The organism is Candidatus Nanogingivalis gingivitcus (assembly GCF_004151455.1).
In the GTDB taxonomy this organism is placed as follows: domain Bacteria; phylum Patescibacteriota; class Saccharimonadia; order Saccharimonadales; family Saccharimonadaceae; genus Nanogingivalis; species Nanogingivalis gingivitcus.
Genome location: NZ_PRLK01000004.1, coordinates 23,626 through 45,374 on the forward strand (window position 1 = coordinate 23,626; position 21,749 = coordinate 45,374).

Consider the following 21,749-nt stretch of genomic DNA (forward strand, 5'->3'; position numbering starts at 1 on the left):
TATTTGTACAATAAGTTACTATTTTAGAGATATTGTTTCTTATATTGCCCCTCTTTTTATTTACCAATTAATTTCATCCTGACTGTTTTTTTGTAAAAACTCATTTGTTTTAGAAAAAGGTTTCGATCCAAAAAAACCACGATGAGCTGATAAAGGTGATGGATGCGAGGTTTCTATTTTAAGATGTATAGGGTTAGTTATTATTTTCCCTACTTTTTGTGCGTGTGATCCCCACAACAAAAAAACTAGTGGTTTATCTAAATTGTTCAATACTTTTAGGATATTCTCGGTAAACTCCATCCATCCTATATTTGAATGGCTTGCAGGCTTCCCTTTTTCGACACTCCATGACGTATTCATTAAAAGAACTCCCTGCCTTGCCCATCTTTCTAAATTACCGCTTTGCGGTAATTCTTTAATCCCTATATCTTCTTTAAGCTCTTTAAAAATATTTTGCAGACTGGGCGGAATCTTAACCCCTTCTTTAACGGAAAAACTCATTCCATGGGCTTGGCCTTCTCCGTAGTATGGGTCTTGCCCTATTATTACAACTTTAACTTTACTCAGTGGACATTTTTGAAAACAAGAAAACATTTCTTTACGCAAAGGGTAAATATTTTTAACTGTTCGCTGACGGTCAACATATTGCATAACCTTTTTAAAATAGGGTTTCTTAGCCTCATCTTCAATGACCTCACGCCAACTACTATAGTTGTTCATATAAATATTATAGCACTCCTCCCCTTCTTTTAAAAAAGGTTATTTACTGTTATAATATAGGTTATATATGCCAAAAATCGACTTAAATTTAAAAGAATTAAAACAAGAATATAGTGATATTCGTGATTTTTTAAGTACACCAACAGCTTATTCTAGTCCAGATTTTTCTAACAAAAATAAACGCTTTTCAGAACTAGAAAAGATTATTGAAACTGGCGAGAAAAGAGAAAATCTTGAAAAAAATATAGCAGAAGCTAAGGAAATTATCGCAAGTGGAGATAACGAACTTAGTGAATTAGCTAAATTAGAAATTGCAGAAAATGAAGAAGCTTTAGAAGCCTTAGAAGATGAGCTTTTTGTTATGCTAACCCCTAAAGATCCTAATGATGACAAAAACGTAATTGTGGAAATTCGTGCAGGAGCTGGTGGAGATGAGGCTTCGTTATTCGCTGCTGAACTATTTAGAATGTACTTAAGGTATTGCGAAAATAATGGCCTTAAAACTGAATTAATGAACGAAAGTGCTAACGATGCAGGAGGGTATAAGGAAGTTATTTTTGGTGTTAAGGGAGATAGTCCTTATTCAAAATTAAAATTTGAAAGTGGAGTACACCGTGTACAGCGTATACCTGCAACAGAATCCCAAGGAAGAATCCATACTTCCACAGTTACTGTGGCAGTACTGCCTGAAGCAGAAGAAACAGAAATTGAGATTAACCCTAATGATCTAAAAATTGATGTTTACCGCAGTGGTGGACATGGTGGACAAAGTGTTAATACCACGGACTCGGCAGTCCGTATTACCCACCTACCTACAGGTATGGTAGTAACAAACCAAGATGAAAAATCACAAATTAAGAATAAAGAAAAAGCTTTAAGCGTTCTTAGGGCAAGATTACTGCAAGTTAAAATAGACGAGGAAAATGCTAAATTAACTGCAGAAAGACGAAGTTTAATTGGCTCTGGTGATCGTTCCGAAAAAATACGTACTTACAATTTTCCCCAAGATCGTATAACTGATCATAGAATAGGATATTCTCGTAGTAATATACCAGCTGCTATGAATGGCCAAATAAATGATCTTGTAGAAAATTTGCACGCTTATGAATTAGAGCTTTTAGCTAAAAATGCATCAAATTAAAATATGATAAATAAAGTAACAACTGTAAACAATTGGCTAAAGCTAGCAAAAAACAAGCTAAAAGAAGCACAAATATCGAGCTATAGCTTAGATAGTGAGCTTATTTTGTGTAATATTTTAAAAGTAGATAGAACAACTATATTAGCTTATCCAAAACGTAAGCTAACAAAACAAAATATTTTTCATGCTAATCATTTTTTAAAAAGACGCTTACAGCATGAGCCCTTGGCCTACATACTAGGATTTAAGGAATTTTATGGCCGTAATTTCAAAGTAAATTCAAGCGTATTAGTACCTCGCCCTGAAACCGAAGAAATAATAGAACAGCTAAAAAATAACCTTGTAAACAATAATGAGACACTATTAGATATTGGTACTGGTAGTGGAATATTAGCAGTGACAATAGCTAAAGAATTTCAGAATAAAAATATAAAAGCTTATGCATCCGATATCTCAAAAGATGCTCTAGTATTAGCTAAAGATAATGCTATACTACATAATGCCAATATTAGTTTTATAAAAAGTAACTTGCTGGAGAATATAGAACAAAATATTTTAAATGAAGTTACTATTTTAATCGCTAACCTACCCTATGTCAATAAAAACTGGATTGACCAAGAGAAACCGAATGAATTACACTATGAACCACAAATAGCATTATATAGTGAAAAAGAGGGGCTAGAATTGATAGAAAAACTATTAAATACTACCAATAAAATACCAAACTTAAAATATTTAATTTTAGAGGCAGACCCTGAACAATTTTGTAAAATTGAAAAAATAGCTCAAGAAAATAATCTTAAAAAAATGGTACAAAAAAATTATACAATTGTATTTAAAAAATAACGCTTCTATAAATTGAAGCGTTATTTTTTATTTCTTTACTACAATTATTTAACGGCTTACTCCATCAAGTATAGCTTTAACTTCTATATCTTTTCCGTTACGTATAATATTAAGTTTAACTTCATCACCTGGTCTAAATTCCGATATTAAGCTAGAGATACTTCCCATTTCTCCTACTTCAATGCCAGAAACTTTAGTAATAATATCACCCTTAAGCAATCCAGCTTTAGAAGCTGCAGAATTTGGCTTTACTACTTCTTCATTATCTGGTGAATATAAATATGCACCTTTTTTAACTGGTAAATCTCGTTCTTTTGCTATTGCAGGAGTAATTTGCACATAATTAACACCTAAAGTTGCTCTTTGTGCTACACCTTTTTCAATCAATGATTTAAGCATACCTTTTGTTGCGCCAATAGGTATTGCGAACCCTACACCATGAGCATCGCTAGCTATTGCTGTATTAATTCCAATAACTTGCCCTTTAGCATTAAGTAGTGGCCCTCCAGAGTTGCCTGAATTAATAGCTGCATCAGTTTGAATCATATCGTTCAAAGATTCTGTTGAACCATGACCATCAGAAGCATCAACACTACGGTTTGTACCAGAAATAATTCCTCGTGTAATAGTATTATGATATTGTCCTAAGGCATTACCAATAGCAATAACTTCTTGACCTGAATGTATCGTTTTGCTATCGCCAAGTTCTGCAGCAGATAGATTATCAACATTTTCAATTTTCAAATAAGCAATATCGTTCAATGGATCTTTAGCTACAACCTTCACAGTATCATAACTAGTACCATCATTTAAAACTACAGATATTTTATCCATATCTTTAATAACATGTTTATTAGTAATAATATAACCATTTTTAGTCACAATAACACCTGTACCAGCACTAGAGGTATTTGATAAGAATCCTTTTTTCTTATTAGTTGCAACAATGGAAACTACACTATTTGAAGTTTTTTTAGCAATTGATTCAATAGTATTCTCCCCACCGGTTTCTTTTTTAAAAGATGACCCATTTCCATCTTCAACCTTATCAAACTCGGCAACTTGTTTTTTTGGCTTTAAAACTTCAATTATTACTATAGTACCTATAGTTACTAACGATAGCGATAATATAATGCTTACAGCAATTATTAAACCTTTCTTTTTATTCATTCTTCCTCCCTATTTAACTTATTCTATTTTACCATATTTAGAGTATAAAGCTTAAGCTATTTTAGGAATAGAAGAAAAGAATATTAGTAGCATAAGAATAAGAATAGTACTAAAAATTACTGCGGGTAAAATATCGCTAAACTTCTTTTCTTTATCATCTTTTTTAGGTAAAAAGAACTCAAAAGCCGTAAAACTTAAAGCTGAAACTATAATTGATACCTGTGGAATTGCAAAATTAAAAATATTAGAAATTTGAATAGGATAAGCTATAACTAAGAAATTAGAAAACCACGATATTTCAGCTATTATCAACCCCCAAAATAGGCTTAATATCTCGATGTCTTTACTACTATTGATTGATAATATATGCCTAAGTGAAGCATAACCAATTATAAAGCTAGCGATAACTGTTATTAATTCATCCCAATTATAACCAACGGTAAACAGCGTAGTGAATCCGAAAAACACAGATAGCAAAGCCTGAATTTTCATAAAAAGTTCATCGCTACGTGGCTTAATAAAAGTTAACCACAATATATATAGAATAACAAAACATATTTGCAGAATGCTATTATTAGTTACATTAACATAAGCGTTAGAATAAGCTATAGCATACATAAGTATTGCAATACTTAAAGAAAAAATTAAGTCTACTAGGTTTGACTTTACGTTAACAGCCCAAAATCGTGGTCTTACCGCAAAAGTACGCCATTTACTGGCTATAATTAATATAATAGCAATTAATGGCGATTTAGTAATAACTATAGATAGCCAAACTATTACGGCTAATATAATATTAAATAATAAATGAAAAAAACTTCCCCAAAAAGAATGCTTTTTAGATATCCTAATAAAATCCATGATATGGCTATTATAACATAATTTTATTTTTAACTGTAAGCTTAATTGTTATTACATGTTGATTATGTTAAAATATAAAAATGAAAAGTAGCTTTTGGCAAAGGCATCAAAGATTATCTGACATACTAGGAATATTTGCTTTTATCTTTGCTGTAACAATTGGCACAATTCTTATAAATTCTTTTTTATTTCAAAGTTTTACCGTGGTTGGCTCTAGTATGGCAAACACACTTCATAATGGCGATAAGGTAATTATAAATAGGCTACACTCAACATGGGCAAGTATTTCTAATAAACCTTACAAGCCTGAGCGAGGAGATATTATCGTTTTTGAAAATCCACAATACGTAACAGGTATGCGTGAACAATACTTAATTAAACGAGTTATTGCTTTTGCTGGTGAAAAAGTTAAAGTTAAAGATGGAGTTATGACTGTTTATAACAATAAGCATCCAGACGGTTTTAACCCTGATAAAGAAATATTCAACAGCGAACCAAAGGCTTTCACTAGCCATGATGGAGAATGGGTAGTTCCAGAGGGAGATATTTTTGTTAGTGGAGACAACCGAGAAGGATCTAATTCTTATGATTCGCGAAGTGGTCTAGGTACTGTTCCTCTCTATAAAATAATAGGGCCTGTATCTTTCAGATTATTCCCATTTGATAAAATTAGAACTTTCAACTATCAACAAAAATAATAAAGTATTCTAAATAATTTAGCCCCTTATTATAAGGGGCTAAATTAAGTAATTTTATTTAATTATTAGCTTAAAATATCTTCTATTCTTTTTAGTTCTTCTTCGTTCTTAAATTTAATTACAATCTGTCCAGATCCACGAGCAGAAGTTTTAATGTTGACATCTGCTTTTAACTTAGCTGTCAATCTTTTAGAAGTCTGTTCAAAAGGCATTATAATTTTATCTTTTTTAGGCTTTTCATTACTCTCTAAGCTCTTTTTATATTGAACTAAAAATTGTTCTACTTTTCTTGAACTCCATTTTTCTTTAATGATTTTTGGCAAAATTTCAAGAACCGTTTTCTCATCTACTTGAAGCAATGGCCTAGCCTGCCCCTCTTTTAGCTCACCTGTGTAAATATATTTTTTAACTTCATCAGGTAACTTCAATAGCCTAAGAGTATTCAACACAGAGCTTGAGCTTTTACCTCCAACACGCTCACCTATCTGTTCAGCCGTCATATTAAACTGCTGGCGTAATTTTAAATAAGCTGTTGCAGTTTCTAAAATATTTAAATCTGCTCGTTGTAAATTTTCTATTAAACTTAATTCTAGTCTGTTTTGATCAGATAAATCTCGAATAATTGCTGGTATTTTATCTAATTTAGCTAATTTAGAAGCCCTATACCTACGCTCACCAGCAACGATAATGTATTTATTTCCATTTTTTACAACAACAATTGGTTGTAATACGCCGTGTATTTTAATTGAATTAGCTAAGTCGTTTAACGCTTTATCATCAAAATGTCGTCGAGGCTGTTCTGGGTCAGCAATAATATCTTCTATATTAAGTTCTTTTAATTTAGATATTTGATTATCTATACCTAAAGTAGGGTCAAACTGCTCATCTAAAAGCATATCTGTTGGTATAAGTGACGAAAAACCTCTTCCTAAACCTTTTTTAACCATTTATTAATTATTCTCCTCAATTCGCTTAACTATTTCTTTAGTTATAGATTTATAAGCTCTAGCACCCTTACTAAAACGGTCATAAACGCCTATTGGCACTCCGTGACTAGGTGCTTCTGCTAAACGAATATTCCTTGGTACTGGAGTTGAAAATACTTTTCCTGGGAAAAATCTTTTAATTTCTTCATATACTTGACCACTTAAAGTTGTTCTAGAGTCTACCATGGTAGGTAAAACTCCTAATAATTCAATATTAGGGTTCATGCCTTTTTTAACTAGCTTCATACTTTCTAGTAATTGCCCTAACCCTTCCATAGCATAAAATTCAGCTTGTACGGGTAAAATTAAAAAGTCACTAGCAATAAAACTATTTACTGTTAATAAGCTAAGTGATGGTGGGCAATCTAATATAACATAATCAAATTCATCGCTAACAGTTTTTAGAGCTTCTCGTAACCTAGAAAAACGCCCTCCCACATTAGCTAGTTCTATTTCTGTGTTGGCTAATATTGGTGTTGATGGAGCTAATTTCAACTTATGAAATTCCGTCTCTAAAATAACATCTTTCAGTGCAACTGATCCTGAAATTACATCTGACATTGTTGACCCTAAGCTATTTTTATCTACCCCTAACCCACTAGTAGCATTACCTTGAGGGTCAAAGTCTACTATTAATACTTTATAGCCCATTTTAGCTAAGTAAAAAGATATGTTAATAGCACTGGTAGTTTTACCAACCCCTCCCTTTTGGTTAGTTATAGAAATAACTTTCATATTTTGATTATATCATATAATGCTTTAGTTTACTAATGGTAATTATTTAGGTAAAATAAAATATTGTTAGTACAACTTAACCATTGTAATAATTTTTTATACATTAAAAATATCCCTCTTTTACACCTGCTATATTGCCTTTTAACTATTTTTATGGTAGAATAACAAAGATATTAACTTAATAAGAGGATTTTATGAAAAAAGCAGTCGTAAAAGTTGGCGGTAAGCAATTTATCGTTAGCGAAAAAGAGACCCTTCTGGTGGACCTCCTCCCGCAAGGTACTAAAGAGCTCAAACTCGACGCTTTGATGCTTATTGATGGCGACAAAGTGGAAGTTGGAACTCCTACAGTTAATGGCGTGAAGGTTTCTGCTAAAGTTGTTGACGAACTTGTAAAGGGCGAAAAAATCCGTGTTATTCGTTACAAAGCTAAAAAGCGTGTACATAAAGAAAACGGACATCGTCAAAAATATACTAAAATTGAAATTACTTCAATTAAATAATACGGTTTATAAAACCTATAATAAAACAATTTACTCAAACTCAATAAATTAGCCTTAAGGCTAATTTATTTTTTTAGTTAAATAAAATACTTCGCCCTGCGAGAGGCGAAGTATTTTTACTGCGGAAATTTCATTATTTCTTTTGGATTTTAGCTTTTATAGCTTTAACCTTTTTTACGACTGGGTGGTCTTCTACTTCTAGACCAACATCAGCTGTAATTTTCTTCATTTCCTCATGGCTTCTAAACCAGTAAGCTATAGCGCCTGTTATTACAGTAATTGATATAAACATCATAGCTGCTTCAGCAGGACCAGTTTTTGGAAGTTCTGAAGGTATTTCAGCACAATTTTTATCATCAGCTTTTAGATGTTCAAAACCTTTAATTTTACATTGTTCAGAACATTTAGGATCATTAGCTTTTAGGTCACCTTTTCCTGCAATCTTACATTGGTCTTTAGCTTGACCTGGCGTACAATCACGCCTTACAGTAACTGTCGCAGTGTCCGATTTACCACCATTCTCAGTTTTTACCTGAGCAGTATTAGTTAGTGTATTATTTCCACAAACTAATTTATCAACTGGATCAATTTGAGCAGTAAATATAAGTGTTGCAGAACCATCAATACTATAGTTTCCTATATTAATACCAGCTCCAACTACATTATCGCTCAATGTTTTTTCACTAGGTTGTGATGGGTGTGATATTCTAGTAGTACCCTTTACAAGAGTCATACCTTTTGGTAATAAATCTTTAATATTAACATTATTTTGCGTCATAGTGCCAATATTTTTATAAGTAATTTTAAAGTCTATTTTTTCGCCAGCTTGCGCTGTTTGGTTTTTTACCCATTGATTTTTACCATGCAATGAAACGGTTTTACTCATTTCAAAATCGGCATAATCTGCTTTAAATTTATAAATAACTGTTCCAGAGAATTCTGTACAACCAGGAACTGCGCCATTTAATGCGTCGTAACCAAGGTTAGCACCTTCGCCAAATAATTTATCAGCTGGCAAGCCCATACCATTGATTTTACCGTTACTAATAATATGAGCTGAACCTTGGATATATCGAAGTGCTACATCTCTAGACGGTGAAGAAATTGCAGCTTCATCCCAAACTTTTAATGGTTTCGAGTTGCTTGCAGATATTTCACTAAGAACTCTTAAGGTCTGACCTTTTTTCACTACATGCGGTAAGTTAGCCCTTAGTTTAGTATCTAGTGCAATGCCTCTAAAATTATGTTCTCTATCGTTTAAAGTTGAAGCAGCATTGTTATGGTAATGCGTCCAAACTTCATATTCTTTACCTGGAACTATATTAATACTATCAACATAGTTACCATTACCTGCCTCACGAATACGTACAAAGTTTCGCTCATCACCCATATGAGGGTTATTAGTGATAGAGTTAAATGTTACGTAATCAGCTGGCTTTTCACCTGTGAATGTAGCCCTTTCTGGACCGTAAGCAAAAGTATTTACTAACGGAAGAGCTAGTACAGCTAGGGTTGCGCTAAGCGCAACACCTATCCGAATACTATTTTTGTTTTTAATTTGTTTTAACATTGTTTTTATAACCCTTATTTACTTTGAGGAAAATCTATTATTGTTCCATCACTTAAAGTGGTGCTGTTACTTTGATTATTAGCTTCTTGCTGTGCTCGACGTATCTCGTCTATACTAATGGATTTTCCACCACCTATATTAACGTTTTGGTCTTGCGAGGAAGCTTCATACTCAGCTGTTACTTTCTTTTCAGCTTCAGCATTAGCTTGGTTTTTAGCTTCTTGCGCCTTACCAGCTTCAGTAACTTCTCCAGCATCTTCCTGTGGTTGTTTTTCTAGGTTAGATACGTCTATAGATTTATCATTGCCCTCTGCCTTTACTTCACTACTTGCTTCACCTGATTTAATAGTTGGGTCCACATTATTTTTCTTTTCTTCTTCAGTAGTGTTTTTGGTAAGCTCACCTTTACCCATTTGATCTATGTTATCATATTGATTTTTATCTAAAGTCCAATCTTTATGATATTCAGTTTTTGGCGTTTCCTTAGGATTTTCCTTAGGTGTTTCTTTTGGATTTTCCTTAGGATTCTCCTTAGGTGTTTCCTTAGGGTTCTCCTTAGGTGTTTCTTTTGGATTTTCCTTAGGATTCTCCTTAGGTGTTTCAGATGGAGGGGTTGGAGTAACATAAGTATCATACTGATGTGGAGTTACTACCCTAAGTATCATGTCTCCATCCTCAACCATATATTGTGAACACTGGTCACGCATATCGAAGTTACCAACTAAGTGTTCTCCATTTATAACCATATCATAGTTAATTGTACGGTATGTTCCACCTATATTTAGGTTAAGGCTCTTTCTAAATGACCAACTACCATCTTCTTCTTGTACCCTATATATAGAGTTAAAGCTTTTATCGATATTTTTCTGTTCACTAACTTGAGCTTTACCCCAAAGATTTTTCTTAAAATCTTGTAGTTTATTGAATAGCCCTTGGTCGCCTTTTTCTATACGGTCAGTGGCTTCTTCTGCAGACATACCAAATACTTTTTGTGCCATATCTGGATTCATTTCTAGCACCTGCATAGTTCCTGCCACGTTATCTTCAGCCATAAAACGGTCGATATATGCTTGACCTTTTAGTTCTGTAAGATCAGTACCTACTGAACCCCTACTCTCTTTTTGGTCAAATTTATAGAAGTCGTCATTTTCTTTATCATACTTGCCATTATGCTTAGTATCAATTCTTTTTTCAACTTCCGTAAAGCCGTGGCTAGATTCAGCTTTAGTAACAGTTTCCTGTCGAGGCTCGCCATCCGCCTCGGCATGACTATGATTATTTGCCATCTTATCTGTACCAACAACCATAGCAGCTGCGGCCCCTATAATCATACCTGCTTTAGCAATAGTTTTTTTGTGCTTTTCCCAAAGCCTACCTGCTTTTTTACCTACTTTACGCCAAAAACTTTCATTTTGCTTTAGAACTTCTTTAGCTTCTATTTTAACTGGTAGATTATTTTGATTTTCGATAACCATAGGTAGAAGATCGCCATTAGCCTCCTCAGTAGCTACCTCTTTTTCTGGCTCAGGTCCAGTTGTAACTTCAACTTCCTCTTTAACTTGTTCGGCTTCTTGCTTTATTTTTGCATTATCAACTTCATTCTGAAATGCATCAATAAAATTACTTGAACCATCATATTCAGTTGTTTTATATTCAGTTGTTTCACCTATTCTAAACTGCAAAGTATGATCATTTGTATCTAGCGTAGATGATGCCATTACATCAAAAGCTTCCTTAGCAATCCCCTTTTCATTAAATTCTGAGTGCATTGCTTTTGCTAAGAAACGCTCTCGGCCATTAATGGTTTCAACCAATTTATTATACTCATCTTGGTTTTTAGTATTTGGGAGCTCTGCTTTGAGCTTATTTATCTGCTCGGCAAGTTTTGCGTATTTGCCATAACCACGATTGTTAAGGTTGCTCTCGGCTACATTATCCTGATATTCATTGTATCTACGAATATCCTCTCGCTCTTGCTGAAGTCTTTCCAACTCTTGTTGGTACTTCTCTTGAAGCCTTTGGTTTTCAGCTTCAGCATCTGCAGTGGAATAATTGCCAGAATTAAAATTATTAAAATTCTTTGGCATTTTTGTCCTTTTATTTTTATTTTATATTATTTTACTCCTGTATTTTACCATAAGTATATAAAAAAGTCAACCATTAACTGGTTGACTTTGTAGTATTTTTTACATTTTAATATGTCCAAAATTGCAAGGCTTTTACAAAAGTTTTTCCTCTGTTAGTTTGTCGTTTTTCAGCTTTAAATTCAGATATTTGTGATTGAAGAGTATCTTGAGATAGATGCATATTTGGACGTAAGCTATACCCTTCTCTACCACCATAATTTTCTATTACTGCTTCATACTGATCAAAATAATTTTTATTATCTCTGTAGCTTATTTCTTCAACCCTAGACATCTCAAAAACATTACCGTTTTCTCTATCTTCCTGTTTACGATAAACATCTTGCAAAGCTTCAAGATTTTCGCTTTTAGTACGTTCATGCTCTTCTATAATGTTTTGCTCTTGCTCGGGAGTGAATTCTTTTTCATGATTTAAATACTCTAAATCAATAGTAGCAAATTGCTCATAACTATCATTATATTGTTCAATTTTTTTATTTGTTTCCATATTCTTTTTGTTTTTTGTTTTTAATAAAATAACTTATGCCAATATAATAGCATAAGTTATTTAAAATGTCAAGGATAAGGCTATTGCTTTTGCAAGGATATTTTAAGATCCATACTTTCAATTTTAACCTCAAAATTATGTTCTAAATCTTGAAGGTTATCTTCAAAGTTAGTAGCTAGTACTTCTTTAGATATTTCTTGTACAAATTTATTATACACCTCTTTTAGTTCATTATTAGATGAATGCAAGTAAAGGTTAATTCTATCATCTACATTTAATCCTGCTTTTTTACGAGAATTTTGAATATTGCGTATAACCTCACGCATTAATCCTTCTGATTTAAGCTCTGATGTTATGTTTAAATCCAACTCTACTGGACCAGCACTCCACTTAACTTCTTTAACATTTAGTTCTTCGAGAAGTACTGGTTCCATCCATTGCTTTACCTCTTCGCTTATATTATTGCTTGGTACGGATATAGATTGTAAAGGTTGACGAATTTTTACACTATTTTTAGCCCTTACTGCTAAAGCCTCATTTACATAGCTACGCAGTTTTGCCATATCTTCAATTATTTCTTGGTTAATTTCACCTGAATTAGGCCAATCATGTAAATGAACTGACTTATCGCCTACCATCTTGCCCCATAATTCTTCTGATAAGAACGGTGTAAAAGGTGCTAGAAGTAAAGCAAGGTAGCTTAAAACATAATGAAGGGTTTGATATGCCTGCATTTTGTCTACAGAGCTATCGCTCTTCCAGAAACGACGGCGAGAACGACGAACAAACCAGTTAGATGCATCATCTAAGAATGGTACTATTCCTTCTAATGCTCGTGGAATATCGTACTTATCCATATTAGTTGTAATATCATTTCTTAACTGATGAACTCGGCTTATTATCCATTTATCTAAAGGATTTTCTAAATTGTCACTTGGATCTTCCAGCTCACCTTTAAATTGCCAATTGTCTACAGAAGCATACATCGTAAAGAAATCGTACATATTCCATATCATTGATAATTTTCGGGCAATATCACTCACATCCTTATCGTGAAGTGCAAAGTCTTCACCATTAAGCAGTGGGCTAGATAATAATAAGAACCTTAAACTATCTGCAGAATATTGGTCCATTAATTCATTAGGGTCGGTGTAATTACCTAATGATTTACTCATCTTGCGGCCGTCATTACCTGCAACGACACCAGTAGTAATAACATTTTTGAAAGCTTTTTTGCCAAATAAGGCAGTATTTACAGCATGAACATAATAGAACCATGCCCTAACTTGACCAATATATTCTACAATAAAGTCACCTGGGAAATTTTTCTCAAATTTTTCTTTATTCTCAAATGGATAATGGAACTGAGCGAATGGCATAGATCCACTCTCAAACCAACAGTCAAGAACTTTATCTATTCTAGTATACTTTTCGCCATCAATTTCAAAAGTAATATCATCAACCCAAGGCCTATGATAATCTTCTAACTCCACTCCAGAAAGCTCTTTAAGTTCAGCATAAGAACCAACTACCTTAATTTTACCACTCTCCGATTTCCAAACAGGCATTGCAGTAGCCCAAAAACGATCACGAGATAAATTCCAGTCTGGGGCAGCTTGAATATTTTTTGCGAAACGGCCATGTTTTAGATGTGATGGAAACCAATTAATGCTTTCATTTTGCTCTAGCATTAAGTCTTTTTGACCTTGAATATCAAAGAACCAGCTTGGATGAGCACGATACATTAAGCGATGTCCTGTACGAGGATTATGTGGATATTCATGGCGTATGTAATCTATCTTCCAAACTTTACCCTCTTCTTTTAATGTTTTAGCTATTTGTTTGTTAATTTGCCAAACATCCTCGCCTTGCCAACGCCCATCAATATATTTTCCAAATTCATCTAGTGTATGATATACAGGAATCCCATATTCTTTACCAAAATTAAAGTCTTCTTCACCGTAAGCAGGAGCAGAATGGACAATTCCCGTACCACCATCTAAGGATACGTAGTCAGCGCCCCATACCTTATAAGCATTTTCTGATCCTTCCCCATTATAGGCATACTCCTCAACTACTGGTTTATAGCTTAATCCAATTAGGTCAGCTCCATCAATTAGGTTTATTAATTGGTATTCTAAAGGTTTATGTTTTTCATCTACCAATACTTTTTCAACTAAGTCTTTAGCAATAATAAAGTTTTCACCATCAATTTTTACTTTAGCATATGTAAACTCTGGGTTAATAAATAGACCCATGTTTCCTGGTAGAGTCCAAGGTGTAGTTGTCCATGCTAGCATAGCTGTCGGCTCATTAGAGCCTTCACTATCCATAAAATCATTAAGCCAAAATTTAACAAATACGCTAGGGTCTGTTACAGTTTTATAAGCATCGTTATCCATAGTAATTTCACTTTTGGAAAGAGGTGTAGCCCAAGCAGTATCATACATAAGCACTCTTTCACCCTCATAGATCTTGCCTTTTTCATAAAGAGTTTTAAAGGCCCACCAAACACTTTCCATAAATTCTTTATCCATGGTTTTGTAAGCATTGGAAAATTCTACCCAGCGTCCAATTCTATCAATTGTATCTTCCCATAGACCTGCTGTAGCGACCATACTTTCACGAGCACATGTTATATAATCTGCTAAAGAAATCTTATCGCCAACTTCATGTCTAGTTGAAATTCCTAACTTTTTCTCAACAAAGTTCTCTGCAGGAAGACCATGACAATCCCAGCCCCAACGTCGCTCTACCCTTTTACCTTTCATTGTTTGGTAGCGAGGAACGGCGTCCTTAACTATAGAGCTTAAAAGAGTGCCATGATGAGGAACTCCTGTTATAAATGGAGGACCATCATAGAATACAAAAGCGTCATCTTTACTACGGTTTAATACTGATTGTTCAAAAGTTTTTTCTGCTTTCCATTTTTTTAGAACATCAGCTTCATATTCCTTAGCTCTTCTTCTTGAATTTGATTGAAATTTCATTTTTACTCCTTTCTAAATTAAAAATCACCTCTATTGAATTCGAGAACCGGCTTTCGCTGGCGTTACCATCTCGATTCCAAAAGAAGTGATTCTTTTAGCCCTTAATTAATGCTATAACAGTGCATATCCGCTTGGTTCTACTAGGCGTAAAGCTGTTCTTCCAAGAGCTTCGTGGGTGATAGCCACTTATTTATCCTAAAATAAAATGCTTTGTAGTATTATAACAAAGCATTTTATAAAAGGCAATAATTAACTTTATTAAATAAAAAATAAAATAGGTATAAAACCTATTCTATTTATGGTGCTGGGAGAAAGATTCGAACTTTCGAAGGCATCTGCCGACAGATTTACAGTCTGTTGTGTTTGACCGCTTCACTATCCCAGCATATAAAAAATGCATTTGGAGCCACCTTTCGGATTCGAACCGAAGGCCTGCTGTTTACAAAACAGCTGCTCTAACCAGCTGAGCTAAGGTGGCATAACCAAATACTATTTTAGTATACACGACAGCTAGTTAAAATGCAAGAGGTTTAAATATTTTTATTAGCAGAAAATTCAATAGTTTCATCAACTATATGATATTTATTCAATATTTCAGATACTTCGCTCCTGGTATTTTCTATATTCTTGAATTTTTTAATTATTATATTTGCAGTAAAAACATGGCTTTCACCATCAAGAGTCCAAAAATGTATTTTATTTATTTCTACTACATTATCTAGCTTTAATATATCTTTTTTTATTTTATCTAGATCTTTCATATTAGGGGTGCTTTGCATTAAAATTTTAATAATTTTATACAAATTAAGAATAGCATTGCCACCTACTAACACTAGAATTGCTATAGAAGCTACCCTATCCAGAATGTGCATATCTGTTAGATAAATCATGATAGATGTACATAAGCTAAAAATCCAGCCTAATAGATCTTCTAAAATATGTATTAATACGGTTTTATTTAAAATATTTTTAGAGCCACGCAACTTATACATAGCTATAAGATTTACGACAACCCCAATTACAGAAACCCAAAACAAGCCAGCTACATGAACATGTGGGTGAGTGTGTTGAACAAAAAACTCACGAAAAACCCATTTAATAATGGAATACGAACCCATTAAGATTACAACTGAATTAATTATAGCACCAATTACGGCTATTCTACGATATCCGTATGAGTATTTAGAATTAGCTTGCTTTCCTGCTATCTTATTAAATATCAAAGATATCGTTAACACTAATGCATCACCTAAATCATGAACTGCATCTGCCATAATCGTTGCAGAATTAAAAAATGCACCAGCTATAAATTCAATAGCAGAAAATAAAAGATTTATACCAGCTGCTATTTTAAGATTTTTAGATTCATGATTATGGGTGTGGTTATGCATAGTATTTTTTATTCAATTGTTAGAATTTCAGCTCCGTCTTCCGTAACTAATACAGTGTGTTCAAAATGAGCAGATAATGATCCATCCCTCATTAACACATCCCAACCGTTGCTAGTCCCATCAAAAATAACATCACCCTTTCCTAGGCTAGTCATAGGTTCAATACAAATAGTATCTCCAGCTTGAAGTACAGGACCTTTACCTTTTTTACCAAAATTAGGAACTTCTGGTGGCATATGCATTTTTTTACCAATACCATGGCCAACTAAATCTCTAACATTGCCTAATTTAGATTTTTTCAAAGATCTTTCTACAGCTTCACCTATGTCGCCAACACGTACGCCAGCCTTAACTGTAGATATACCCTCGCTTAAAGCTTTTTTTGTATCGTTCAATAAATGTTTTACTGCACCTTTAGGTTCCTCACCTACAACTGTTGTTACAGCAGAATCAACCATCATTCCATCACATATTATAACCATATCAAAAGCTACTACATCGCCAGCCTCAAAAGGTATAGAATTTGGAGCCCCGTGCACAACACAGTCGTTAACAGATATACAAACAACTCCTGGGAAATTTACTTCAGGGGCATCATAAGCTGTTTTAACTCCATATTCTTTTAACTTTTTACGAGCATACTCATCTATCTCGATACCAGTGCTACCAATTTTAGCTGCTTCACATAGCTCACGTAAAATACGAGCTAAAATTTTACCCCCCTTACGCATAGCATTAATTTGTGCTTCAGTTTTATTTCCTGTAATTAAATCTGGCATGATTCAATCTCCTCCATAATACGGTCGTGTACTTGCCCAACGGTACCAGTACCGTCAATATGTGCTATCTTTACGCCATTCTCGTTAAAATAATTTAAAACTGGGTACATTTCTTGGCGATAAATCCTTAGCCTTTCATCAATAACATCTGGAGTATCATCAAGACGGCCACGTATTTCAAGGCGTCGCATTAGTTCACTACGTGGCACTTCTAGTACTATAACTAGGTCCACATTACGATTATATAAATCTTTATTTTCTATAAGCCACTGAGCTTGAGCTAGCTGCCTTGGGTAACCATCTAATATAACTTGGCTAACTTTATCATTAGCACGAACTAAGGCTTCCCCCATCACTCTATTTACTATATTAGGATCGACAAGCTTACCTGTAGACATTGTTGCTAATAATTCTGGGTCTTTGCTGTCACGTAGTAATTGCCCTGCGCCAAGCCAACGCCAATTATTGCGTGCGGCTAATAAATTTCCTTGAACACTTTTGCCAGCACCTGCTGGACCAAAAAATACAATCATTAATTTCCTTTTGTTTTTTAAATTATATACTTTTATATTATAGTATAAAAATTTAAAAGTTAGAAATCTTGGCAATAATTAGCCCCTCTTGAATATTTTCCTTCACCAAGACCTTCAAGATAGCCAAAAATAGCAACGTTTCCTTCTTTTTCTTCTGGAATCAAACCACCCCACCTCTCATTATTTTTATCAGTACACTTGGCTCCAATCATTATAAAAGCTATATTTTCATAACTATTTTCAGAGCCATTATGGTAATTAGTCATGGGAGAAAAAGAATGCCTTCCATTAGGACCACCATCACCAACATAATCATGCCAATGGAAAGAGCCTTTATGAATTATCATATACCCATCAATAATATTTGTTTCTTTTAAATATTGTGCTAAAACACCTTTTCCAATTGGGGAAATATTCCCACTTCGCTCACCAACCTTTTCAAAAGTTGGAAATTCACCTTTATTATTTGCCTTATATGTTTGTATTGCTGAAGCAATTGTAGAAAAATCTTGCTTTCGAGCAGTATTCCGCTGACTACGTTGCAAAGCTGGCAACGCAAGAAATATCATTAAAAATATCAATCCAGCAACTGCAAGCACTAAAACAACTTCAATAATTGTAAAACCCCGATAAAGATTATGCTTTTTCACGCCTCTATTATAGCACCCCCCCCCCACAAAAATCAATGTTAAAAATAACCACTCAATAGTGATTATTTTTAGTACATATTTTTACAAAAAATCATAATCCAGCACGCTTCAGAGCGACGCTAAATACAAATATTTTAAACGAGTTCTTCTTTAACCATTTTAGCTAGCATAGAACCATCAATACTGTTACCATATTTTGCTTTTATGCTACCGATAACTTGACCCATCTGTTTTGGAGATTTTTCATCTAGCTTAGAAATTTCATTCTGTACAATCTTAAGAACTTCTTCCTCGTTCATCATTTCCGGTAAATATTTGCTCAATATTTCAGCTTCTTTTAGCTCGTTATTAGCTCTTTCTTCATCTAATAATTTAGCTGCCTCATTACGTTTTTTTACTTCACGAGCAATAACAGACTCTATTTCACTATCATCTAGACCTTCTTCACGCTTGTTTTTTGCTACTTCTTCACTTAAAATAGCCGCTTTTAAACCTCTTAGAACATTAGTTGAAAAGCTATCTCTAGCAAGCATTGAAACTTTTAAATCTGCATTAATTTTTTCTTTTAAACTCATAAAACTCCCTTTTTACAAAAACTACCCAAGCAAATTGGGCAGTTTTTATGTAATTTTAGCGAATACCTAATCGCATTTTTAGTGTTTTTTCAGCTTTACGCTCATTTCGAACGATTGCTTTTTTGCGTCGTTCAGTCTTACTGATTGGTTTAGAAAAACGCATAGAAGCTTTAGCTTCACTCAAAACTCCACTTTGCAAAACCTTACGGTTAAAGCGACGAATAATATTTTCGTTAGCTTCCTTTTGGTCTTTTCTTGTTACTTGAATACTCATATCTATCACATTTTAACAGATAATATGAATAAAATCAACTAAAGTTCATTTTTTAATATCTGCTGGTAGATATTTTTTAATTGATTTCCGATTTTTTCAATACTACGTTCTTCGGCTACCTTATACCCTGATTCAACAGTACTATCAATTTTACCATCTAAATAATCTTCTATCGTCTTTTTAAACTCATTATTATCTCGCCCCATAAAACAATTGATCTTATTCTTTAGCCACGGGCTATAAACTTCAATATCTCTAACTAAAACTTGAGTTTTTGAGGCTAAAGCTTCTAGCACCACAATACCTTCTGTTTCTTCATAAGATGGAAAGAAAAACATATCTGCACTTTGAAAAGCCCCCTGAATAATATCGCCATCAATATACCCAGGCAAAATCACATTATCTGGTTTGTTACGAATAGCCTTTTTGACGTTTTCAGTAAGTAAAGTTGATGAGGTATGGCCAAACCATATAAATTTAATATCTGGAAAAGATCTTGCTATTTCAATAAAATCAATAATACCTTTACGCTCAAAATAATGCCCTACAGATATAATAGTTTTTTGCTGTTTGCTCAACTTAAAATGCCGTTGAAATTTTTTCTTCTTCTCATTATTTAAACGAAAATCATCAAGATTAATACCATTAGATATGGGTATAATTGGAACTTTAAAACCCATTTTATCAATTAGCGTCTTAGAATAAGGTGTTGGCGTTAATAAAACATCTGCTGTAGAATAACATTTTATAAGCCATTTACGAAATAACGGAGCTATCTGATTAGATAAAGCAAAAGAATTACGAAAATCTTCTTCAGTAGAATGAGCATGAAAAACAACTTTTTTGTGATTTTTTTTAGCTAATTTAGCCAACATAAAAGATTTTGGATTAATAGTATTTAAATGAATAATATCATATTCATCTTTATAATCTAACGTAAAATCTACCTTGGCAAGCCTTAAAGCCTCTCTTTGATGCTTTAGAGCTCTACCTATGCCTGATTTTCTAAAAATTTTTTCATCATCTTGAAATAAGCAAATTTTCATAACCTAATTATAACACAGTGCTTTTCTTGGCATATACTAGCATACCCTCAACTGTTTGATGTCCTTGCCACTCATTTATCCCAAGATTAAATAAAATATCCACCTTATCATTAATAGCAAGATCATCCTCATTGCCATAGTTGAATTTAAGTACCTTAAACTCTTTTCTTCCATCAGATAATGTTACTTTTATATGGTTTTTATTCTTCCCCATATATTGCTTATCTATAACAAGTAAATTATTAATTCTTAAAATTGGCTCTTCATTACCTTTTCCGAAAGGCCTTAATTTATTTATCTCATTATAAAGATCAACATTTAATTCTGATAAATCATTCAAAATTACATCTTCCTTCGGTATTAGATATTCTTCTTGGTTTTGAAGATTTAGGGATTTATAGTAACTATTAACAGCTATACGAAAATCGTTAATTTTTTCTTTTTTAAGTGTTACGCCAGCGGCTGCATCATGCCCCCCACCTTTAATAATATGGCTATTAGCCATTTTTATAGCTTCACCTACCGAAAAATCTCCAAAACTTCTTGCTGAACCCTTAGCAATATCTTTATGGGTAGCAAGAATAAAAACTGGTTTTTTATACTTTTCCAATATTTTTGAGGCTACAATACCGACAATTCCTTCATGAAAACTTTCATCTGCAATTACAATAACATTATCTGTAGGGTATTTTTGAGCTATAGCATCAGCTACTTGAAAAGATTTATCCTGTTTAGTTTTTCTTTCAGTATTTACTTTATTAAGATTATTTGCTTTTTCTAGTGCTAAGAACGGATTCTTCTCATTAACTAAGTCTAAAGCAATTGAAGCTGAATATAATCTACCTCCAGCATTAATGCGAGGACCTACTATGAAACCAATGGCAGTTTCTGATACATTTTTAATATTATTAGAAACTAGTAGAGCTTTAAGCCCTGCCCTTCTAGTTTTTTCTAAAACTTTCAGCCCCCAAAAAACATTCTGCCTATTTTCCCCTTTAAGTTCCATTACATCACAAATAGTACCTAAAGTAACTAGATCTAATAGCCATTTTTCTTGGCCGTTAGGAATACCTTCAAGTTTTGTAGACAGGGCTTGAACCAATTTAAAAGCTACACCTACGCCTGCAAATTTTTCACCATTAGCATATTTATTTTCTGATCTTCTAGGGTTAACTACTGCTACAGCCTCTGGCTGAATATCTGCAATATTGTGATGGTCAGTCACTATAACATCAATGCCCTTGCTTTTAGCTAAAAGTATCTCTGAATGATTCAAACTACCACAGTCAACAGTAATGATTAAGCTAGTACCTCTTTTGGATATTTCTTCTATAGCTCGTTTGCTCATTCCATAGCCGTCAATAAATCTATCTGGCAAAAAATAATCAACATTGTTATAGCCAAACCTATTAAAAGCATCTAATAATAATGCCGTAGCTGAGACACCATCAACATCATAATCACCATAAATAGTAATTTTTTCTTGTTTTTTATAAGCTTGGATGAGCCTATCTACAGCAAGATTCATATCTGGCAATAAAAATGGATCTTGCTGGTTATCATAATCAGGGAATATGAAATTATCATATTCCTCACTAGATATTCCACGCTTATCTAGTATTTTTTTTATAATACCTTTAGTAGACACTT

At 33.4% G+C, this 21,749-nt stretch carries 21 protein-coding genes and 2 tRNA genes; 4 read left to right on the forward strand and 19 right to left on the reverse strand.

Translation table 11 applies throughout. The annotated features are described in order from the left end of the window. Nucleotides 1-60: 60 nt before the first annotated feature. Nucleotides 61-720: a uracil-DNA glycosylase gene (locus tag G6CMJM_RS01575; protein WP_129718735.1), complete on the reverse strand. Its 660-nt coding sequence runs from the start codon at nucleotides 718-720 to the stop codon at nucleotides 61-63. Nucleotides 721-787: 67 nt separating this feature from the next. On the opposite strand from G6CMJM_RS01575, the gene prfA reads away from it, so the two are divergent. After that, nucleotides 788-1,861 carry a peptide chain release factor 1 gene (prfA, locus tag G6CMJM_RS01580; protein ID WP_129718736.1) on the forward strand — a complete coding sequence of 358 codons (1,074 nt, stop codon included), beginning with the start codon at nucleotides 788-790 and terminating at the stop codon, nucleotides 1,859-1,861. Between the two features lie 3 nt (nucleotides 1,862-1,864). Continuing rightward, the gene (gene prmC, locus G6CMJM_RS01585) at nucleotides 1,865-2,707 is read left to right on the forward strand and encodes a peptide chain release factor N(5)-glutamine methyltransferase (RefSeq protein WP_129718737.1); all 843 of its coding nucleotides are present in this window, start codon (nucleotides 1,865-1,867) and stop codon (nucleotides 2,705-2,707) included. Nucleotides 2,708-2,755: 48 nt separating this feature from the next. On the opposite strand, the gene G6CMJM_RS01590 is transcribed toward prmC, so the two are convergent. Together G6CMJM_RS01590 and G6CMJM_RS01595 are read right to left on the reverse strand one after the other, a co-directional pair. After that, complete coding sequence (locus G6CMJM_RS01590) at nucleotides 2,756-3,877, reverse strand: S1C family serine protease (RefSeq protein ID WP_129718738.1); 1,122 nt, start codon at nucleotides 3,875-3,877, stop codon at nucleotides 2,756-2,758. 51 nt (nucleotides 3,878-3,928) lie between these two features. Continuing rightward, a complete protein-coding gene (locus G6CMJM_RS01595; protein WP_129718739.1) occupies nucleotides 3,929-4,738 on the reverse strand; it encodes a hypothetical protein in 810 nt (269 codons plus the stop codon). An 80-nt stretch (nucleotides 4,739-4,818) separates the two neighbouring features. On the opposite strand from G6CMJM_RS01595, the gene lepB reads away from it, so the two are divergent. Continuing rightward, nucleotides 4,819-5,436, forward strand: a complete 618-nt coding sequence (gene lepB, locus G6CMJM_RS01600; protein WP_129718740.1) for a signal peptidase I — start codon at nucleotides 4,819-4,821, stop codon at nucleotides 5,434-5,436. A 65-nt stretch (nucleotides 5,437-5,501) separates the two neighbouring features. Here the strand turns inward: lepB and G6CMJM_RS01605 are convergent, their stop codons facing one another. After that, nucleotides 5,502-6,383 carry a ParB/RepB/Spo0J family partition protein gene (locus G6CMJM_RS01605; protein ID WP_129718741.1) on the reverse strand — a complete coding sequence of 294 codons (882 nt, stop codon included), beginning with the start codon at nucleotides 6,381-6,383 and terminating at the stop codon, nucleotides 5,502-5,504. Between the two features lie 3 nt (nucleotides 6,384-6,386). Then, complete coding sequence (locus tag G6CMJM_RS01610; RefSeq protein WP_129718742.1) at nucleotides 6,387-7,157, reverse strand: ParA family protein; 771 nt, start codon at nucleotides 7,155-7,157, stop codon at nucleotides 6,387-6,389. 194 nt (nucleotides 7,158-7,351) lie between these two features. Here G6CMJM_RS01610 and rplU point away from each other — a divergent pair, with 194 nt between their 5' ends. Then, nucleotides 7,352-7,660, forward strand: a complete 309-nt coding sequence (gene rplU / locus G6CMJM_RS01615) for a 50S ribosomal protein L21 (RefSeq protein ID WP_129718743.1) — start codon at nucleotides 7,352-7,354, stop codon at nucleotides 7,658-7,660. A gap of 133 nt (nucleotides 7,661-7,793) precedes the next feature. Here rplU and G6CMJM_RS01620 read toward each other — a convergent pair whose 3' ends face one another. The 14 genes from G6CMJM_RS01620 to recJ all read right to left on the reverse strand — a co-directional run bounded on the left by G6CMJM_RS01620 (nucleotide 7,794) and on the right by recJ (nucleotide 21,747). Continuing rightward, complete coding sequence (locus G6CMJM_RS01620; protein ID WP_129718744.1) at nucleotides 7,794-9,230, reverse strand: DUF11 domain-containing protein; 1,437 nt, start codon at nucleotides 9,228-9,230, stop codon at nucleotides 7,794-7,796. Nucleotides 9,231-9,244: 14 nt separating this feature from the next. Next, entirely contained in the window at nucleotides 9,245-11,317 is a 2,073-nt protein-coding gene (locus G6CMJM_RS01625; protein ID WP_129718745.1) for a hypothetical protein, read from the reverse strand. Between the two features lie 106 nt (nucleotides 11,318-11,423). Further along, nucleotides 11,424-11,861, reverse strand: a complete 438-nt coding sequence (locus tag G6CMJM_RS01630) for a hypothetical protein (RefSeq protein WP_129718746.1) — start codon at nucleotides 11,859-11,861, stop codon at nucleotides 11,424-11,426. Between the two features lie 80 nt (nucleotides 11,862-11,941). Beyond that, nucleotides 11,942-14,851, reverse strand: coding sequence for an isoleucine--tRNA ligase (gene ileS, locus G6CMJM_RS01635; protein WP_129718747.1), 2,910 nt, complete (start codon nucleotides 14,849-14,851; stop codon nucleotides 11,942-11,944). 299 nt (nucleotides 14,852-15,150) lie between these two features. Beyond that, nucleotides 15,151-15,236 (reverse strand) — tRNA-Tyr (locus G6CMJM_RS01640). 16 nt (nucleotides 15,237-15,252) lie between these two features. Continuing rightward, nucleotides 15,253-15,329 (reverse strand) — tRNA-Thr (locus G6CMJM_RS01645). 52 nt (nucleotides 15,330-15,381) lie between these two features. Then, nucleotides 15,382-16,242, reverse strand: a complete 861-nt coding sequence (locus G6CMJM_RS01650; RefSeq protein ID WP_129718748.1) for a cation diffusion facilitator family transporter — start codon at nucleotides 16,240-16,242, stop codon at nucleotides 15,382-15,384. A gap of 8 nt (nucleotides 16,243-16,250) precedes the next feature. Further along, nucleotides 16,251-17,021 carry a type I methionyl aminopeptidase gene (gene map, locus G6CMJM_RS01655; RefSeq protein ID WP_129718749.1) on the reverse strand — a complete coding sequence of 257 codons (771 nt, stop codon included), beginning with the start codon at nucleotides 17,019-17,021 and terminating at the stop codon, nucleotides 16,251-16,253. Next, nucleotides 17,009-17,554 (reverse strand): adenylate kinase family protein, encoded by a 546-nt coding sequence (locus tag G6CMJM_RS01660; RefSeq protein ID WP_129718750.1) that lies wholly within the window; start codon nucleotides 17,552-17,554, stop codon nucleotides 17,009-17,011. The genes map and G6CMJM_RS01660 overlap by 13 nt, the downstream gene beginning before the upstream one ends. Nucleotides 17,555-17,613: 59 nt before the next feature. Then, on the reverse strand, nucleotides 17,614-18,204 hold the full coding sequence (locus G6CMJM_RS01665; protein WP_165302664.1) for a type II secretion system protein: 591 nt from the start codon (nucleotides 18,202-18,204) through the stop codon (nucleotides 17,614-17,616). A 134-nt stretch (nucleotides 18,205-18,338) separates the two neighbouring features. Continuing rightward, nucleotides 18,339-18,779, reverse strand: coding sequence for a GatB/YqeY domain-containing protein (locus G6CMJM_RS01670; RefSeq protein WP_129718752.1), 441 nt, complete (start codon nucleotides 18,777-18,779; stop codon nucleotides 18,339-18,341). Between the two features lie 55 nt (nucleotides 18,780-18,834). After that, nucleotides 18,835-19,053 (reverse strand): 30S ribosomal protein S21, encoded by a 219-nt coding sequence (locus G6CMJM_RS01675; RefSeq protein WP_129718753.1) that lies wholly within the window; start codon nucleotides 19,051-19,053, stop codon nucleotides 18,835-18,837. A 38-nt stretch (nucleotides 19,054-19,091) separates the two neighbouring features. Beyond that, nucleotides 19,092-20,099 carry an LTA glycolipid anchor biosynthesis glycosyltransferase, IagA/BgsA family gene (locus G6CMJM_RS01680; protein ID WP_129718754.1) on the reverse strand — a complete coding sequence of 336 codons (1,008 nt, stop codon included), beginning with the start codon at nucleotides 20,097-20,099 and terminating at the stop codon, nucleotides 19,092-19,094. Nucleotides 20,100-20,106: 7 nt separating this feature from the next. Next, nucleotides 20,107-21,747 carry a single-stranded-DNA-specific exonuclease RecJ gene (gene recJ / locus G6CMJM_RS01685; RefSeq protein ID WP_206660764.1) on the reverse strand — a complete coding sequence of 547 codons (1,641 nt, stop codon included), beginning with the start codon at nucleotides 21,745-21,747 and terminating at the stop codon, nucleotides 20,107-20,109. Between the last annotated feature and the right edge of the window lie 2 nt (nucleotides 21,748-21,749).

Bases quoted from the DNA above. Each gene is read 5' to 3' on its own strand.
- G6CMJM_RS01575 (WP_129718735.1), bottom strand. From the start codon at position 720: ATGAACAACTATAGTAGTTGGCGTGAGGTCATTGAAGATGAGGCTAAG.
- prfA (WP_129718736.1), top strand. From the start codon at position 788: ATGCCAAAAATCGACTTAAATTTAAAAGAATTAAAACAAGAATATAGT.
- prmC (WP_129718737.1), top strand. From the start codon at position 1,865: ATGATAAATAAAGTAACAACTGTAAACAATTGGCTAAAGCTAGCAAAA.
- G6CMJM_RS01590 (WP_129718738.1), bottom strand. From the start codon at position 3,877: ATGAATAAAAAGAAAGGTTTAATAATTGCTGTAAGCATTATATTATCG.
- G6CMJM_RS01595 (WP_129718739.1), bottom strand. From the start codon at position 4,738: ATGGATTTTATTAGGATATCTAAAAAGCATTCTTTTTGGGGAAGTTTT.
- lepB (WP_129718740.1), top strand. From the start codon at position 4,819: ATGAAAAGTAGCTTTTGGCAAAGGCATCAAAGATTATCTGACATACTA.
- G6CMJM_RS01605 (WP_129718741.1), bottom strand. From the start codon at position 6,383: ATGGTTAAAAAAGGTTTAGGAAGAGGTTTTTCGTCACTTATACCAACA.
- G6CMJM_RS01610 (WP_129718742.1), bottom strand. From the start codon at position 7,157: ATGAAAGTTATTTCTATAACTAACCAAAAGGGAGGGGTTGGTAAAACT.
- rplU (WP_129718743.1), top strand. From the start codon at position 7,352: ATGAAAAAAGCAGTCGTAAAAGTTGGCGGTAAGCAATTTATCGTTAGC.
- G6CMJM_RS01620 (WP_129718744.1), bottom strand. From the start codon at position 9,230: ATGTTAAAACAAATTAAAAACAAAAATAGTATTCGGATAGGTGTTGCG.
- G6CMJM_RS01625 (WP_129718745.1), bottom strand. From the start codon at position 11,317: ATGCCAAAGAATTTTAATAATTTTAATTCTGGCAATTATTCCACTGCA.
- G6CMJM_RS01630 (WP_129718746.1), bottom strand. From the start codon at position 11,861: ATGGAAACAAATAAAAAAATTGAACAATATAATGATAGTTATGAGCAA.
- ileS (WP_129718747.1), bottom strand. From the start codon at position 14,851: ATGAAATTTCAATCAAATTCAAGAAGAAGAGCTAAGGAATATGAAGCT.
- G6CMJM_RS01650 (WP_129718748.1), bottom strand. From the start codon at position 16,242: ATGCATAACCACACCCATAATCATGAATCTAAAAATCTTAAAATAGCA.
- map (WP_129718749.1), bottom strand. From the start codon at position 17,021: ATGCCAGATTTAATTACAGGAAATAAAACTGAAGCACAAATTAATGCT.
- G6CMJM_RS01660 (WP_129718750.1), bottom strand. From the start codon at position 17,554: ATGATTGTATTTTTTGGTCCAGCAGGTGCTGGCAAAAGTGTTCAAGGA.
- G6CMJM_RS01670 (WP_129718752.1), bottom strand. From the start codon at position 18,779: ATGAGTTTAAAAGAAAAAATTAATGCAGATTTAAAAGTTTCAATGCTT.
- G6CMJM_RS01675 (WP_129718753.1), bottom strand. From the start codon at position 19,053: ATGAGTATTCAAGTAACAAGAAAAGACCAAAAGGAAGCTAACGAAAAT.
- G6CMJM_RS01680 (WP_129718754.1), bottom strand. From the start codon at position 20,099: ATGAAAATTTGCTTATTTCAAGATGATGAAAAAATTTTTAGAAAATCA.